The sequence below is a fragment of the Bacillus sp. FSL P2-0099 genome (assembly GCF_038007445.1).
Taxonomy (GTDB): Bacteria; Bacillota; Bacilli; order Bacillales; family Bacillaceae_G; genus Bacillus_A; species Bacillus_A mycoides.
The window spans coordinates 4,695,145-4,712,084 of record NZ_JBBOXE010000001.1 but is presented as its reverse complement, the minus strand read 5'-3'; the positions used below and the strand labels follow the sequence as shown (position 1 = coordinate 4,712,084).

General features: G+C 34.7%; 17 protein-coding genes and 1 pseudogene. 11 read left to right on the top strand and 7 right to left on the bottom strand.

The genetic code is table 11. The features are described 5' to 3' along the window. The first annotated feature begins 104 nt into the window (after positions 1-104). The gene (locus MKY90_RS24420; protein ID WP_002129567.1) at positions 105-332 is read left to right on the top strand and encodes a hypothetical protein; all 228 of its coding nucleotides are present in this window, start codon (positions 105-107) and stop codon (positions 330-332) included. A gap of 34 nt (positions 333-366) precedes the next feature. Here MKY90_RS24420 and MKY90_RS24415 read toward each other — a convergent pair whose 3' ends face one another. Genes MKY90_RS24415 through MKY90_RS24405 form a run of 3 tightly spaced genes read right to left on the bottom strand, consistent with a single transcriptional unit; the run spans position 367 to position 2,949 of the window. Beyond that, complete coding sequence (locus tag MKY90_RS24415; protein WP_002138764.1) at positions 367-1,173, bottom strand: ABC transporter permease; 807 nt, start codon at positions 1,171-1,173, stop codon at positions 367-369. Then, positions 1,166-1,930, bottom strand: coding sequence for an ABC transporter ATP-binding protein (locus MKY90_RS24410; protein ID WP_201031953.1), 765 nt, complete (start codon positions 1,928-1,930; stop codon positions 1,166-1,168). The genes MKY90_RS24415 and MKY90_RS24410 overlap by 8 nt, the downstream gene beginning before the upstream one ends. Before the next feature lie 11 nt (positions 1,931-1,941). Further along, positions 1,942-2,949, bottom strand: a complete 1,008-nt coding sequence (locus MKY90_RS24405; RefSeq protein WP_002089139.1) for an ABC transporter substrate-binding protein — start codon at positions 2,947-2,949, stop codon at positions 1,942-1,944. A 120-nt stretch (positions 2,950-3,069) separates the two neighbouring features. Between MKY90_RS24405 and MKY90_RS24400 the strand changes: the two genes are divergently transcribed. From MKY90_RS24400 to MKY90_RS24390, 3 genes are all read left to right on the top strand, one after another. After that, on the top strand, positions 3,070-3,366 hold the full coding sequence (locus tag MKY90_RS24400; protein WP_002034469.1) for a DUF3986 family protein: 297 nt from the start codon (positions 3,070-3,072) through the stop codon (positions 3,364-3,366). 11 nt (positions 3,367-3,377) lie between these two features. Continuing rightward, on the top strand, positions 3,378-3,608 hold the full coding sequence (locus MKY90_RS24395) for a hypothetical protein (protein ID WP_002034470.1): 231 nt from the start codon (positions 3,378-3,380) through the stop codon (positions 3,606-3,608). Positions 3,609-3,801: 193 nt separating this feature from the next. Beyond that, positions 3,802-4,404, top strand: coding sequence for a YwbE family protein (locus tag MKY90_RS24390; RefSeq protein WP_151305078.1), 603 nt, complete (start codon positions 3,802-3,804; stop codon positions 4,402-4,404). A 43-nt stretch (positions 4,405-4,447) separates the two neighbouring features. Here MKY90_RS24390 and MKY90_RS24385 read toward each other — a convergent pair whose 3' ends face one another. Beyond that, the gene (locus MKY90_RS24385) at positions 4,448-5,701 is read right to left on the bottom strand and encodes a glycosyltransferase family 39 protein (protein ID WP_341092768.1); all 1,254 of its coding nucleotides are present in this window, start codon (positions 5,699-5,701) and stop codon (positions 4,448-4,450) included. Positions 5,702-5,992: 291 nt separating this feature from the next. Here MKY90_RS24385 and MKY90_RS24380 point away from each other — a divergent pair, with 291 nt between their 5' ends. Both MKY90_RS24380 and MKY90_RS24375 read left to right on the top strand, forming a co-directional pair. Continuing rightward, a complete protein-coding gene (locus MKY90_RS24380; RefSeq protein ID WP_341092766.1) occupies positions 5,993-8,059 on the top strand; it encodes an LTA synthase family protein in 2,067 nt (688 codons plus the stop codon). 152 nt (positions 8,060-8,211) lie between these two features. After that, the gene (locus tag MKY90_RS24375; protein WP_341093296.1) at positions 8,212-8,496 is read left to right on the top strand and encodes an ABC transporter permease subunit; all 285 of its coding nucleotides are present in this window, start codon (positions 8,212-8,214) and stop codon (positions 8,494-8,496) included. Between the two features lie 49 nt (positions 8,497-8,545). Here MKY90_RS24375 and MKY90_RS24370 read toward each other — a convergent pair. Both MKY90_RS24370 and MKY90_RS24365 read right to left on the bottom strand, forming a co-directional pair. Then, a pseudogene (locus MKY90_RS24370) lies at positions 8,546-9,356 on the bottom strand (alpha/beta fold hydrolase). A gap of 21 nt (positions 9,357-9,377) precedes the next feature. Then, entirely contained in the window at positions 9,378-11,405 is a 2,028-nt protein-coding gene (locus MKY90_RS24365; RefSeq protein ID WP_341092763.1) for a catalase, read from the bottom strand. 172 nt (positions 11,406-11,577) lie between these two features. Here MKY90_RS24365 and MKY90_RS24360 point away from each other — a divergent pair, with 172 nt between their 5' ends. The 4 genes from MKY90_RS24360 to MKY90_RS24345 all read left to right on the top strand — a co-directional run bounded on the left by MKY90_RS24360 (position 11,578) and on the right by MKY90_RS24345 (position 15,710). After that, positions 11,578-12,807, top strand: coding sequence for an ATP-binding protein (locus MKY90_RS24360; RefSeq protein ID WP_341092761.1), 1,230 nt, complete (start codon positions 11,578-11,580; stop codon positions 12,805-12,807). A gap of 25 nt (positions 12,808-12,832) precedes the next feature. Next, positions 12,833-14,050: an ATP-binding protein gene (locus tag MKY90_RS24355; RefSeq protein WP_033731483.1), complete on the top strand. Its 1,218-nt coding sequence runs from the start codon at positions 12,833-12,835 to the stop codon at positions 14,048-14,050. A gap of 317 nt (positions 14,051-14,367) precedes the next feature. Beyond that, positions 14,368-14,691: an iron-sulfur cluster biosynthesis family protein gene (locus tag MKY90_RS24350; RefSeq protein WP_063218861.1), complete on the top strand. Its 324-nt coding sequence runs from the start codon at positions 14,368-14,370 to the stop codon at positions 14,689-14,691. Positions 14,692-14,804: 113 nt separating this feature from the next. After that, complete coding sequence (locus tag MKY90_RS24345) at positions 14,805-15,710, top strand: DMT family transporter (RefSeq protein WP_063218862.1); 906 nt, start codon at positions 14,805-14,807, stop codon at positions 15,708-15,710. Between the two features lie 28 nt (positions 15,711-15,738). Here the strand turns inward: MKY90_RS24345 and MKY90_RS24340 are convergent, their stop codons facing one another. After that, the gene (locus tag MKY90_RS24340) at positions 15,739-15,960 is read right to left on the bottom strand and encodes a hypothetical protein (protein ID WP_002034446.1); all 222 of its coding nucleotides are present in this window, start codon (positions 15,958-15,960) and stop codon (positions 15,739-15,741) included. 292 nt (positions 15,961-16,252) lie between these two features. On the opposite strand from MKY90_RS24340, the gene MKY90_RS24335 reads away from it, so the two are divergent. Then, positions 16,253-16,636: an ATP synthase subunit I gene (locus tag MKY90_RS24335; RefSeq protein ID WP_002129542.1), complete on the top strand. Its 384-nt coding sequence runs from the start codon at positions 16,253-16,255 to the stop codon at positions 16,634-16,636. The last annotated feature ends 304 nt before the right edge of the window (positions 16,637-16,940 follow it).

The following is a 16,940-nucleotide window of genomic DNA, read 5'->3' as shown; positions in this document are numbered from 1 at the left end:
AATCATTAAAATAGAATTAGTATAAAAACGTCACAAATTAGACACAATTATAATGCGCATAGTATAGGGGCTATAAGTTTACTCTCGAGGAGGTAATGAAACGTATGAAAACGATTCTTGCTGTTGCTGGTCTCATTTGGGTAATGTCTCACGGTTTTCCGATTTTTGAAGGGGAGCAAATTCGTAGTGCATTAAATAAAGAGTTTAATGATTATCATATTATTGATCGAAAAGATAATGTCGTTACGGTGCGTGTGAAAGATTGTTTCCATACAGTTACGGTTGCTAATGGGAATATTGCAGATGATTCGAAAATGTGTGATAAAAGGTAGAAGAAAGAAGCTGACTCTAGCATATCGCTCTAAGTCAGCTTTTTTTTCGTTTTCCAATAAGGAGTTTTTCAAATGCCTCGACAAATACATACATAAGAGTTGCGAGGACGCAAGTGAGCAATACACTGAGCAAGACGAGTGTGAAGTTAAAGACTTGGAATCCGTAGCTAATTAAATAGCCAAGTCCTTGTTTAGAAACGAGGAGTTCCCCGAAAATAACACCGACCCATGATAAGCCAACATTCACTTTTAACGTTGAAATAATTGCAGGGAAAGATGAAGGGAGAATAACGTGCTTATAGCATTGCCATTTATTTGCGCCGAATGTGTCCATGACCTTAATATAGTTGGAATCGACTTCTTGAAATGCGCTGTAAATAACGAGAATGGTAATGATGATAGAGATGATTACCCCCATTGCGATAGAGGATGAAATATTTGGACCGAAAATAACAATGATGATTGGACCGAGTGCAACTTTTGGCATTGCATTTAGGACGACGAGATAAGGATCAAGTACGCGGGCCAAAAGTGGCATCCACCAAAGGAGAGTAGCAATAATAGCTCCAAGTACAGTTCCGAGAATAAAACCTACTCCTGTTTCAAGTAATGTCGTCCATATGTGGACCCAAAGTGAACCGTCAATCCATTTCGTTAAAAAGAGATCCCAAATACTTGAAGGAGAACTAAAGAGTAAAGGATCAATCCATTCTTTTTTACTAGCTATTTCCCATAGTGCAAAGAAAAGAACAAGAAGTACAAGTTGTAAAGAGCGAGCTAACCATGCATGTTGTCTTTCTTTTTTTCGAAACTGTTCATGTAGTTGTTTTATATTATCCAAGTCGTTCCAGCTCCTTCCATATTTCTTGGAAGAGGGATGGGAAGTCATGGTGGTGGCGTGCTTCTAAAGGCGATAAGGAACGGATACTTTCTGGGACGATGAATGTTTTTGCGATTTTTCCAGGGTTCGCCTGCAGTAAATAAATACGATCACTCATCGCAATTGCTTCTTCAATATCATGTGTCACAAGTAGGGATGTTTTCTTATAGTTACGTAGTAATGTGAAGACGAGATCTTCTAGTTTTAATTTTGTTTGATAATCAAGAGCGGAAAATGGTTCATCTAACAATAAAATTTTTGGGTCGGTCGCTAATGTTCGAACGAGTGCAGCACGTTGGCGCATACCACCGGATAGTTCACGAGGGTATTGCTGTTCTATATCATATAGGCCGACTTGTTTTAAAAGCTTTAATGTATGTTCTTTCGTATTTTCATCATAAACCTTCCGAATATGAAGTCCGAGCATAATATTTTCTTCAATTGTTTTCCACGGAAACAAGTAATCTTGCTGGAGCATATAGCCCATAGAGGGGGTCTTACTTGTAATCGGTTCACCATCTAAAAATACGATACCTTCAATTGGATCAAGTAGCCCTGCGATGATGGAGAGGAGCGTTGTTTTTCCGCAACCACTTGGACCAAGGATTGAAATAAATTCGCCTTCTTCTACTTGCAAACTCATATCTTCAAGAATAAGTTTGGCATTTTCTTTTGCAAAAAAGCAGTGAGAAACGTTACGTATTTGTAAAAAGCTCATACACTTCGCCTCTATTTCTTAATAACGCTTTCGGCAATTTTTGTATTGACGAGCGCTTCATGTGGAACTTCTTTTTGTAATTCACCAGATTCTTTCATAATCGTTTGGAGTTGTTTCCATTCTGCATCATCTAATAATGGATTTGTCGCATAAGAATGTTGTTTTTTGTAGCGCTCAATTACTTTTACTGAAATGTCTTTTGAAGTGTCTTTAAATAGTGGTGAAACGGCATCGGCAATCTCTTCTGGACTATGTGTATCAACCCATTGCTGCGCTTTATATAGTGCGCGCGTGAATTTTTCAGCAGCAGCTTTATCCTTCTTTAAGAAACTTTCTTTTGCCATAAACGTTGTATAAGGGACAGTACCAGATTCAGCTCCGAAAGACGCGACGATATAACCTTTTCCTTCTTTTTCAAGTATACTTGCAGTCGGTTCAAAGAGCTGTACAAATTCTCCCGTACCAGATGCAAAGGCATTTGCAATATTAGCAAACTCGATATTTTGAATTAAGTTCGTATCTTTGCGAGGGTCAATGCCATTTTTCTTTAAAACGTATTCACCAACCATTTGCGGCATGCCGCCTTTACGCTGTCCTAAAAACGTAACGCCTTTTACGTCGTTCCAATTAAAAGAGTCTAATTTTTTACGGGAAACTAAAAATGTGCCATCTGTTTGTGTAAGCTGTGCAAAATTAATGACAGGATCTTTTGCTCCTTGTTGATGAACATAAATAGACGTTTCTGAACCAACGAGAGCAATATCAATTCCGCCAGATAAAAGGGTGGTCATCGTTTTATCTCCGCCAGCTGTTGTTTGTAAGTCAATATTTAAGCCTTCATCTTTAAAAAATCCTTTTTCAATTCCAACATATAATGGTGCGTAGAAAAGAGAGTGTGTAACTTCGCCAACGCGAATTTTTTGAGCTTGTTCTTTCGTACTTTCCTTTGTACTACTACAAGCAGCGAATGTGAAAACAGCTAGTAACATGATGCAAAAAACGGTTATTAATTTTTTCACTATATGACACCTCCTAGAAGTCAATCTACAAGCATAATATGTAGGTAAGTGCCCATATGTGAGTATAGATAGCAGGAATTTTTCGGGTAATAAAGAAGTACAAATATAAGGGGTGATAAAATGGATTACGAATACGATGATAGCGTACATTTACATCTTGATTATTTCGGAACTGAATGTGATATGGAATCGATTGCTTATAAGAGGAAGCATGAAGACGTGTGGGATGTGTATTTTAATTTTGGAGTATACGGTCTTCAGAAAGAGGAGATAGAGACAGGTCGGTTTATGGACGAATATGCTGGTTATTACGTTTTTTCTGTACATGCTCGTGATTTGAGCTGGGAGTTTGGAAGTGCTCAGTTTGAGGAATGGGTTTTGAAGAACCATATAGTAGAAAGAACGCTTCAAAAATAGGGAGGAATTTTGTGTTTGAATTTCTCATCTTATTGCTTATTTGTGTAATTGGAATTTACATCATGCAAGTGCTCACTTACCGATTCGCAAAGAAAAATATTCATAAATATAAGGAAATGAAATGGATTCATATGTGGCTAGACATGACTATGAAAAAGGGTCCGAGATTAGATTTGTTTGATTTTGTACTTATAGTAATCGTAAGTATCATATGGAAAATATGGATGCTTCCTCTTGTATAGTAAACATGCTAATCATCGTATCCTAATAAATAACGAAAAGAACCTGTCATATGACAGGTTCTTTTCTATTTGTAGCATGTAGTGTTACATGGAAAATCCAATGTATACGACAAATTACGACAAAGGGGTTTATACATATTTGTTATTCTATTAAAGGTCATTATTTGTAATGTATATATAGGAGGATTTTTTAATGTTAAAGAAATTATTATTATTTTTACTTACGGGCTTATGTGTAGTGGTTTTAACAGCTTGTAAAGATGAAGAGGAAAAGCTGAAAGCATCGGAAGAACAGAAAATAGATGAGAAGAAAGTTGAAGAAGATAAGAAGGTAGAAGAGCAGCAAAAAGCAGAGGAAGAAAAACGTAAGCAAGAAGAGCAGCAAAGAGTAGAAGAAGAAAAACGTAAGCAAGAAGAGCAGCAAAGAGTAGAAGAAGAAAAACGTAAGCAAGAAGAGCAGCAAAGAGTAGAAGAAGAAAAACGTAAGCAAGAAGAGCAGCAAAGAGTAGAGCAAGAAAAACGTAAGCAAGAAGAGCAACAGAAGATTCAGCAACAACAGTCTGCACAACAAGAGAGAACACAAAAACAAGAAAAAACAACAGAAGCAACAGGTGGTAAACCGACAAGATCACAAATTTCGGTTGGTTCACATGTAGTTATTCAATTAGATAAAGATTATAGTAAAACAGTGAGCGGTGTTGTGAAAGATATTTTAACAAACACGGAAACACATACGTACGGAATTAAGGTTCGATTACAAGATGGACAAATTGGCCGTGTTCAAAGTGTTGGATAAATAAAAAAAGAGGTCGTCCATTTTTGGACGACCTCTTTTTTTATTATGCTTGGCTAGTGCGGAAAAATGGAAGCTTCTGCACAGCGTAAACTAACCCGTATGCAAGAATTAAGCACATAAGAGGGTTAATGAAAAATCCGTAGCGATTAATTGCTAAGAATAAGTTTGAGAAGATGATGTAAATAACAGAACTTGCTACTAGCATCATAACGCGCTTATGCTTAAATGAATTTAGCATGAAGCAGAAACTGCTCAAGAATGTACCGATGATAAAGACTCTATGACACATTTGTATAAAGTTATGAATACGGTATTGGTCTACAGCAGGAGCTGTTTTGAATAACTCAATTGTTTTACCGACAGTGAACCAAGAGAACCAATATGTGAAGTCCGTTTTAAATCCATTTTTGATTAAATCTTTTGCGTATGCATTTTTATCATCTAAGCCCTGGGCTTTCATTTGGTTAACTACATTTTCATAGCCAATTTTGTTAAATGGATCTGCACCGGCAATTAATGGGTCTGCACCTTGGGTTGAGAATAAGATAAATTGATTGAACGCTAAATAGTTACGAACAACCCAGGCACCGATAATAAAGAACGGGCCAATGAACCATAATAATCCAATTCGAATTGAGTCTTTAAATCCATATGTGAATAAGACGACAAGAACAGGAATGAGCATCATTGGAGCTGGATTTGGGCGGAACATAAGTAAAATGGAAACGACAATTCCAAACCATATATGGAATTTTGTTTTATTGTATTTCCATGCGAGAACAAATACATACACGCTTAACGATAATAAGAATATTGAAGGAACTTCTGTTAGTAATGTACGGAAGTATGTATAGTTACTTGGATAAATAGCATATAAAATACCCGCAACAATTCCATAAATATTCTTTTCAAATAACTCTTTCCCTATTAAGAATACTAATAACACTGTGCAAAGGTTTAGTATCATATTAATAACAGTTGCTACGTAATAGTAAGGAAGTGATGTAACATCAGAAATAATCATAGCACCAGCTAATAATAGCGGCTGACCTGGTGTGATGTATGCATTTTTTCCAGGCACTTCACTAGGTTCTAAATAAACATAGCCAAATACACCATGTTTTAATAATTGTTCAGCTGTTAACGAATAGTTGAACGCATCATTTGCACCATATGTTACTTTGACTAACTCTCCATCTAATCCTGGCTGTTTTACTAGACAAAAAACGTGCAGTAGGAAAGAAAGCGCCAAAATTGCATATACCGCTTTAGGTAGATTTTTAAACTTATTTAGCAAAAATGAGCATCTCCTTTTTTATTGTTTCTTTCGTATTTTCATGATAAAACCCTATTAGTATTAAGGTTTTCCAAAACATAGTTATTATATCATAAAGTGGAATGAAGGAATTTAGTTTTTTAAGAATGAATAGTTGGTATTCCAAAAATTAACTGTTGATTAAGGGAGAATTAAGAAACTACAGTTATAGTAGAATCCAGTGTGAAGACGAAATGCATGAAGTATGTTATCTTAATAGAAACTGTTTTTACGGTGCGGGGTGAAATTAATAAAGAGAAAAGAGGGAATGAATTGAGGTGTAATTTTTCATTTCATCAGCCAAGAAGAAATATATTAATTTCAGCGATGTTAAGTGGCCTAGTAACCCTATATGTAATACCCACACTTTTCTTGATTTTAAAATATTTTAGTTTAGATACGATGAAAGATATGTTAAATCAAAAAATTGTCTTAAGTATAATGACAATTTTGCTGTGGATTGTACTATTGTATGTTGCGCATTTGAATAAAGATATTGTTAATAAATTCAAACGGATTATTAGGATTTATATTAGAATGTTTTTAGTAGCGCATGTGGTTACTTTGCTTTTTATTTTCACGCAAAATAATATGAATCTCGTAAATACACTGAATTGGGTTTACAATTATAACGCACAGTTTATATTTAGTTTAATTGTAATTTATGCGATATATGTTTTGGTGTATAACGTGCTTGGGAAAGTTTTTTTGAGTACTATTTTGACAAGCATTTTGCTAATCATTTTGGTTATTGTAAATCACTTCAAAATTGTTTTTAGGGGAGACCCACTATATCCTTCTGATTTTACACAGATTGGACATATGCAATCTGTTATACCAATGGTGATGGATTATTTTAGTTGGGGTTATATTCTTCTCGTTATTGTAAGTGTTGTTGTCTGTATTTTGGCGGGTATGTATGTGAGGAAGTATATTCAAAATGTAAAAGTTCATGCAGGCGTACGAGTTCTATTTATAATAGGATCCGTTTTTATTTTATATGTGTATGGTAATTTTACGGATACGTTTATGAATAAATGGTTTCAAAAGTCAGGTATAGAGTTCATTTTGTGGAATCAAAATGAAAATTATGCTTCAAATGGTTTTGTGCTAGGATTTATAAGTAATTTAGATACGACAGTCATTGAAAAGCCGAAAGATTATTCAAAAGAAAATATGCTTCAAATAGCAAACGATATAAAGAAACAATATAGTAGCAATATAGGGGCGCAGAAGCAAAAAGAGAAACCGAATATTATTTTTGTAATGAGTGAATCGTTTTGGGATCCAACGAAGTTAACGAACCTGTCCTTTAGTGAAGATCCTTTACCTAATTTGCATCATTATATAGAAAGTTTTCCTGGTGGACAAACTATTTCTCCTGCATTTGGAGGAAATACTGCGAACGTTGAATTTGAGGTATTAACGAGTTATTCAATGAGTTTGTTAAAACCAGGATCTATACCGTATCAGCAAGTTGTTACAAATAAGAAAGAAATTCCATCAATTCCTCGAGCTTTGAAAAAAGAAGGGTATTACACAAGTGCAATTCATTCGTTCGGTCGCTCATTCTTTAAACGGGATGATGTATATAAAGTGTTAGGGTTTGATAAGTTTAATGCACAAGATACGATGGAAAATGTAGAAGTTGATGGAGATTATATTAGCGATTTATCTATGAGTAAAGAGATAATAGCTGAATTAGAGAAGCAAAAGAAACCTACGTTTGTTCATGCAGTTACGATGCAAAATCATTTTCCATTTACAGAAGGAAGATTTGGTGAAAATCAAATAGAGATTAGTGGATTAGAAAATGAAGAGTCGAAGGCTGAATTAGAGACTTATACAGAAGGGTTAAGACGTTCAGATGAAGCTCTTCAATATTTAATAGAGGAGCTAGATAATTTAGATAGACCTACATTATTAGTATTCTTTGGGGACCATCTTCCATCACTAGGAACAAATAAATCTCTTTATAAAGAGACTGGTTATATAACAAATGAAAAAACGCCAAGTGAACGATTAGCGATGGCGCAAACGCCGTTATTAATGTATGCAAATTTTGATATGCCAAATGACAATTTAGGTTTAGTAAGTCCAATCTATTTTTCAAATCTTGTCTTTGATTATGCTGGATTAAATAAGGTACCATTCTATCAATTTTTATCGAAGTTATATGGAGAAATTCCCGTACTTCGTGATGAATTGAAGATAGGAAAAGACGGAGAAGCAATAAAAAGTTTAACAGAAAAACAAAAAGAAATGTTAAAGCAATATGAGTTTATTCAATATGACTTACTCATCGGAAAGCAATATAGTAAGGATATATTATTTGAATAGGCGACAAAAAAGAACTTGTATACGATACAAGTTCTTTTTTCATAGTATTTAACGGGATAACCAGACAAGCTAGGTTTAGGGAGTATTACTTGTACATTTAGTATAAATTAAAATAGAGTCGTTTTAATAATTGATTTGTGAGAAGTGTGTGAATTTTTCATCTAGTATATAATTGGACAATTTGTTTAATTTTAATAGAATCAGTTCCAGATTTATTATTAATTTTTAGTCTACAATTATTTGTTGTGTGGATTGATAAACAAACAGGATTTCGAGTTGTTAGTATTTATGCGTTTAACGATGAGCGTGTTTATTTTTTATCTATTCTTTGTATGACTATTGTTCCAACTCTTCATTTTTTCCGCATTATCGTTTTATTTTTAATGGAAGAGAAGAATAAGTCATATGTGGAATTTGCTCGTGCAAAAGGTAGTTAAGAAAAAAGAATTTGCCGTAAGGGCAAATTCTTTTTTTACTGTAAAGGAACTATGAATTTAAAAATTTTATCAGTTCCTTATTTAATTCATCCGCTTGATCGATTGGAGAGCCGTGGCCACTATTTGTAAGAGGATATAGTTCAGAGTTTTTAATTCGCTCTTTTTGTTAGCTCAGCACTTTTATAAGGGATGAGTTGGTCGTGAACACCGTGGAATATTTTTGTTGGGACGTTAATTTTACTTAAGTCCTTCGTTACGTCTTCGTTTGCAGCGGCTTGCAAAATTTTGATGAGAGCATAAGAAGCGGACTGCATACCGAGATAAGAAAACCATTCTAACGTGGCAGCTCCTAAGTTTCTATTAAAAAATGATAAAGATACATCACTTAGAAACTTAGGTAAATTTACATACATTTGAGCAATCAGAGCATCTGCTTGTTCTTTCGGTACGCCGTAAGGGGATTCTTGGTTTTTCACGAAAGAAGGAGAGACAGCATCCACTAATGCAAGTTTGGAAATACGACGCCCATTATATCGTGACATATACCGAATAGAGAGAGCGCCACCGACTGAGAAGCCGACTAACGTAGCATTTTCTATTTGAAGTGCATCTAATACAATTGCGATATCATCAGCTAAACGATCATAAGTGTAACCAGTCCATGGTTTATCAGACTGTCCGTTTCCTCGTATATCCATGGCGATGCAGCGGAAACCATGTTGTGGTAAGATATTAAATTGATATTGGTACATTTGATGATTTAAAGGCCAGCCATGAACGAAGAAGACAGGTTTACTTCCAGGGCCTGGGTTAATATCCTCAACAAAAATGTGTACATCTTTTTCCACTGTAACGAACATGACGTATCCTCCTCATGTATTTTAATAGGCTCTTTCCCAAAATCGCTGTTTTGTCATTGCCTGAATAAATTCATTTGCAAGTAAGGTAGGGTTTTGTTCTGTTATAACGCCAGGTTTTCCTTCGATGTTTAAAGATTGAATAATAGTATTTCCATTTTTGAAAGCGCCAATTGGCTTAAAGTGATTATACGATTCTACGACAAATGAACTTGCTTTGTTAAGAAAATGATCATCAATATTTCCGCCAATAAGAAGTAGCCCATCATAAAGAAGCGGTGATCCTGTTAAGAAAGTATCATTCACTTCCCACTGTCCATTTTGAGAGCCTTGCACAAAACCTAATCGTTCGGAAATAATAACGGGCTGAAGACCGGCTTGTTTGAATTGATTTATAATATATTGTGCGTTTTGACCGTCATATCCGTTTGCGACAATGACGCCTACTCGTAATGTATTTGGGCTGAATGTTGTATGTTCCATACTTAGTGCTGGTGAGGATTTTGTAACATTTGATTCTTGAACATTTGGCACTGTTGCCCCGACTGCTTCAGCTACTAAAGTAGCTAATTCTGTACTTATATGACCAATCATACCTACGACTTGTTGGCGAACGGATTTACTTTTTACTTTTCCTAATTCAAAGGAAAAGGCCTGCATAATATGGATTCTTTCGACGTGGCTCATACTATTCCAAAATAAACGGGCTTGTGAGAAATGGTCTTTAAAACTAGCGGCTGTTTCTCTTGTTTTATGTCCAGAAACAGTAGAAGGATATGTAACGAAACCGCCTTTCGTACCAGGTACAGTAAAGGGAGAGTTATTAGCTAAAGAGTTATTATGGTAAGCGACTTTTCCTTTATCAATTATATATTTAGACGCACCATCTCTTTGATTGTTATGAAAAGGACATACCGGACGATTAATCGGTAACTCTTGATAGTTTGTACCGACGCGTGCTAATTGTGTATCTGTATAAGAAAATAGTCTACCTTGTAAGAGAGGATCATTTGTAAAATCGATACCGCGGACGATGCTTCCAGGGTGCAGTGCGACTTGTTCTGTTTCCGCAAATACGTTATCAACGTTTCGGTTTAACGTCATTTTTCCGATGATCTTAACAGGGAAGTCTTCTTCCGGCCAAATTTTTGTTGCATCTAATATATCGAAATCGTATTTAAATTCATCCTCTTCTTCTAAAATTTGAACGCCAAGTTCGTACTCAGGGTAGTTTCCGGCATTAATATTTTCCCATAAATCACGGCGATGATAATCTGGATCAGCGCCGCCTAGTTTTTGAGCTTCATCCCAAATTAACGAGTGAACACCAAGCTTTGGCTTCCAGTGGAATTTTACGAATCGTGACTTTCCGTGCGTATTAACTAAACGAAATGTATGAACGCCGAACCCTTGCATCATTCGAAAACTTCTCGGAATTGTGCGATCCGACATAATCCACATCATCATCGCAGCTGATTCTTGATTATTGGCGATAAAGTCCCAAAAAGTATCGTGTGCTGTTTGTCCTTGGGGAATCTCATTATGTGGCTCTGGTTTAAGAGCATGAATAAGATCCGGAAATTTAATACCATCTTGAATGAAGAAAATCGGAATGTTATTACCCACTAAATCGAAATTTCCTTCCTCTGTATAAAACTTAACAGCGAATCCTCGTACATCTCGGTTCGTTTCATTTGCACCTTTTGATCCAGCAACTTCAGAAAAACGAATAAAAATAGGTGTCTTTTTAGATGGGTCTTGTAAAAAATGAGCCATTGTTAAGTCTTCTAAAGAATCATATAGCTCAAAAACACCATGTGCTCCGTAACCGCGGGCATGAACGACTCTTTCAGGAATTCGTTCACGGTCAAAATGAGCGAGTTTTTCTCGCATCAGGAAATCTTCTAAAAGTGTAGGACCACGATCGCCGGCGGTTAAAGAGTTTTCATCATTTGAAATTTTGACACCCGTATTCGTTGTCATCTCTTTTCCTTCATTGTTTTTCGTAAAGGATTGTAACTGTTCTATCTTCTTATTTTCACGACCGTCCATATAAAGCACCTCCCATATTATACGTATTATTGTTCATGGTTTTTATGCTTACATATGGTGTGGGGAAGTATATTATCTATGGATTGATTTTCCTCATTTGTTCAATTTATCTTTGTTTGTCTATGAAAATCATTTATTATAATAAATGGTATTCTTTTGAAGGGGTGTTGAAGTGGAAGAGAGTTTTCTATCAGCTAAAGAAGAAAAGAAAAACGCTAAGATTTTCTTATGGGTAATACATGTTATTTTAATTGTATACGAGGTTGCATACGCGATTATATTAGAAGATACAATGCCTTTAGCAAATTGGCATAAAGGGATATGGAAGCTTGCATATATTATGGCTATATTAGGTATTAGTGTTTACTTATTTGAGAGAGAAAAAGCATATTTAGTTAAATATACATATTTATTTGCATACATGATCGCAGAGACTTTTAATATTGGATGGTATGCTTTTCATAATAGAATAGCATTTGATGAAGGGAATGTAATTGAATATATTTTCATTTTCTTCGTACCGATCTTTTTGAGTAAAAGATATTTATTTGTCTTAGCGCCATTCCTTATAGGGAAATATATGATATACCTATTTGTATTTGGAGAACTTAACCTGTTTATGTCTCTTGTTATAAATATGGTGTTACTTTTCGTGTCATTTATTATTTTAAATCGATTTTTACAATATCTTTCAGCAGTAAAGGGACGTATTGCAGAGGCAAGTCAGTCACAAAAATTGGCGGTTATCGGAAAAATGGCAGCGACAGTCGGACATGAAATTAAAAACCCACTTGCTTCATTAAAAGGGTTTACGCAATTACAAAAAGAGAAACACGAAAAAGATGCAACATATGAACAAATGATTCTCGAAATCGAAAATATGAATAATATGATTAGTGAATTAATGGAGGTTGCTGCATGTAAACCTTCTGTTTATGAAAAACACATTGTAAGTGATGTTTTAGTACAAGCGGTAGAAAACATGCGCGGAAAAATGAACGAGTTAAATATAAATTGCACCTTTAATGAAGAACAAAATAGAAGTGAAATTGAATGTGATAAACGCAAATTAAAAGGAGTATTTTTGTATGTTATTAAAAATGCTTTAGAGGCAATGGAACATGGCGGAACATTAAAAATACAAGTTGAAAATAAAAAAAGAGATTATGTAATAGTAAGTATAGTAGATAGTGGTTTTGGGATGAAAAAGGATAATTTAGGACGAGTTAAGGATGCTTTTTATACAACGAAGCAAGATAGAATTGGATTAGGTCTTACGGTAGCAGAGCGAATTGTGACAGAGCATCTTGGAGAATTACACATTTCTAGTGAAGTAAAGAAAGGAACGAGAGTAGAAATACTGCTCCCGAAAAAATGTGAGCGCAATGTGACACAAGATTAAGAGGTGTTGTTAAAGGAGTTATCATATGGAAAAAGGCAATATATTTGAAAAAGAAGAGATAAAGGCATTAATAATATTTTTAAGCTTATTCTTCGTTATATTTTTTGCGTATGATTTTGCTGAAAAAGTTATTGTCCTTTTATCAGATAAAAATCAAAAACTAGCAGATGCTTTTGGAGAAGGATTAGGTTTATGGCTATATAGTTTTATGGTTGGATTATTCTTTATAGGACTTTATTTTATGAAATGGAAAAAGCCGTATATTGTGAAGTATATTATTTTAATTGGCTATAATATATTGGATTTTATTAATAACTTCATTATTTATTACGGAAGTGATGCGGAATTTGATGGCGGGAATATAGTAGAAGGATTCTTTATTTTATTTGCACCGATATTTGTGAATAAGAGGTACTTTTGGTTAGTTGCCGGAACTATTGTTGGAAAATATGCACTTATGGGATTCGTTGTTCAATCCTTTATTGTTCTTATCCCAATAGCATTATATAGCGTGTTTGTTATTATATGTTGGATTATATTTTTAAGATTCCAATCTTACGTTCGTACACTTGAAATGATGGATAAAGAAATACGAAATGTAGAGAAATTAGCAATGGTTGGGAAAATGGCGACAGTAATTGGCGATAAGATTAGAAGACCGTTAGAAAAATTGAAAAAACTCGTGAATAAGCAAGCGAAAAAATATCCAGAAGATAAAATTTATAGTGAAATTATGAGACAGGAAGTAGAGCGAATTCATACAATTGCTACAGAGCTAAATGGGTTTGAGAAATCTAAATCGGTAGAATCCGAAACGCATAATATTAAAGAAATCATCTCTTATGTTATCAGGGTTATGGAAAAGCCAGCTTTAGAACAAGGGATAAAAATGCATGCTATTTATAGTAAAGATATACCATCAATTACATGTGAGGAAAAACGATTGAAACAAGTATTTTTTAATTTAATAAAAAATGCGATTGAAGCAATGTCAGTTGGCGGAACTATTACTGTAAAAGTTATAGTGGAAGATGTGATCATTGTTCAAATTATAGATGAGGGATGCGGCATTCCGAAAGATAAAATTCCGAAGCTAAATGAAGCTTTTTACACAACGAAAGAAACTGGAACAGGCTTAGGATTAGTAGTTACGGAAAAAATTATTAAAGATCACCACGGTAAATTGAACTTTGAAAGTGAAGTTGGAGTTGGAACGACTGTTGAGATTATGTTGCCGATTTAATGATAGTGTAAGAGATAAATAGAAAACATCACTTAATCAAAAGTGATGTTTTTTTAAATTGATTTATCCCGCGTTAGCAGGTAGTAAGACTCCCACCTCCAAATTAAGCTGGGACAAAGAAGTTAGGTGGAGTCGGGCTGCCCGTAAAAGCCTGATTGGCGAGGGCTAATAATCAGAGGGGGATGGATACCACCCTGATTAAAGTTTCACTTTATCACATATATTTTATAGTAGTCTTAATTTTCTGCAAATAAGATTCAAGAAAAATGGTGGTACAATATATAAATGATACGAGAAGAGAGGATGTAGGTTAACACATGTACGTTACTGTAACAGAGGCAGCATATAAAAAGATTATGGATACGATTCCAAGTGAAACGAAATATATAAAGTTATTTTATGATAATGAAGGTTGCGGTTGTGTTATGAGCGGGATTATTGATTTAGTAGCCGTTTCAGAGAAAGATGAGCGCGATGTAGATATCGAATCAAGCGTACTAAACTTTATTGCAGATCGCACAAAGCTTGTATTTATGGATGATAAATTAACAGTTGATTGGCATGAAGTTGGAGGGACTTTCCAGCTGAAGAGCCCAAGCCAGTTTTATAATCCGAATATGAAGTTACATGTTCGATTATAATGAAGAGAGAAGGAGTATATAATATGCTCCTTTTTCTTATGGATTTTTTCACATAATGAAATGTACATATAGTTGAATTTTCTGTATAATTCTCTTTGCGGAGGGGGTTGCGCATGAAAAGATGGGGAATTGAGTTATTAATTTTAAGTGTCGTTATTATTTGGGGGATTAACTATACGATTGCGAAATATGGACTTTTAGAATTTACAGCAATAGAGTTTACTGCAGTTCGAATGATGACAGCAGCACCACTACTGTTATTACTTACGTTCTTTATCGAAAAGTCACTTTATATGGAGCGAAAAGATATACCAAGATTAATCATCGTTAGCGTTGTAGGTATTGTACTGTATCAAACGTTATTTATGGAAACTGTAAAATACACATCCGCTACAAATGCTTCTTTACTCATATCTATTTCACCTATTTTTACAACTGTGTTTGCGATTTTCTTGAAACAAGAAAAATTTTCTTCTCGAAAGTTAGTTGGTTCCATGATTGCCTTTATTGGTGCTACATTAGTTTTGGTAGCGGGGCATTCACTCGCTAGTTCTTTCTACGGAAATGGGATTGGACTTATTACATCAATATGTTGGGGACTTTATCCCGTTTTAGCAGGGCCGCTTATTAAAAAATACTCAGCATTACGTGTTACTGCATGGTCGACATTAGTTGGAGCGATTCCGCTCTTATTGTTAAGTGGTCCACATGTATTTGTCATGCCATTTCACATTACACACGGAATGACACTATTTGCTTTACTATATTCTATTTTCTTTGTAACAGTATTCGGTTTAGTCATGTGGTATGTTGGTATTCAAAAAATTGGTGCGTCACATACGATGGTATATATGTATATTACGCCGCTTGTAGCTGTTTTATTTGCAGCTGTATGGGCAAATGAATATGTATCGTTTCAACAAATAATCGGTGGAATCATCATTTTCTTCGGTCTATGGTTTGTGAAATCAGAGAAAGTAGAAGCTAATTCTATCGTGCAAGAACCTATATCAAAATAGGAAAACAGATCACCTATGATCTGCTTTCCTATTTTTTTATTTTTGGTAAAAATACGAGGAATAAAATGGCAGTAATAAGTGGGATTAAATTAAGAAAAGGAATGCGGAAGAGTGTAATTAGAATAATACCTGGAAGAAGAACACCGAGGACAGCATAGAAAATACTATGTTTTTTCGTGTACCAATACAAGGAAAGTCCAATAAGTGCAGGAACAATGAGATGAATGAGAGCCATTAAAAAATAAATCATTAGACGCCCCCTTTATTTATGTGCTTATTACATCATATCCGTATGTTCATAGATTGATATCAATTTTTTCATAATTGGACGAAAATGTTTTGAAAAACGTCACATTTATGAGGGATTCTATATTAGAAATCTTGTATAATATTATTTTCTAAAAGCATTTTAACAACATAAACATACCGTTTATGTTGTTTTTAATTTGAATGAAATAGATTTTAAGTAGTATGGACTCGAAAGAAATGAGTTATACAGCTTTTGTTGGATAAATATAAAAAACATTGAAGGGGAGTACAGCATGATTAGTTTGTCATTAAAATCGTTTAAAGTTCAATCATATTATCTACTAGGTATTCTGTTATTAGGCTGGATGTTAACACCGTTTTCAGCACATTTTCTAGGTGCAGGAATTGGACTTATTGTAAGCATGTATTGTGTTTGGATTTTAGGAAGGCGTATCGAAAAGCTTGGAGATAGTATAGTAAAGAAGACGAAAGCGCCGACGCTTGGTATGTTTAATCGCTTTGCAGCTGCAATTTTGGGTGCTATTATCATGTACGAAATTGAGCATCATATGGTAATGTGGGCATTTGCAGTAGGTATTCTGGGTGGTTATTTCTTAATCGTTATTAATTTAGGGTATTATAGTATGAAGGATGAAGAAGAATTAACAAAGGGCTGAAAAAGATAAAAAGATAAAAAGATAAAAAGCCTCTTTTTAGATGGAATAGAGGATCTGGCGATGGATAGAAGCGGTCAGATCCTTTTTTAGTCCCATGCGGTGTGAAACCAGAAGGATGTAGTGAGTGGGAAAATAGTTTATATGTTCGAAGCCGTGGTTTGTATGTATGGAAATCCGAGTATGTAAATTGAAAATTGGGCTTGGGAAGTTTTAAGTTGGAATAGAGGATCTGGCGATGGATAGAAGCGGTCAGATCCTTTTTTAGTCCCATGCGGTGTGAAACCAGAAGGATGTAGTGAGTGGG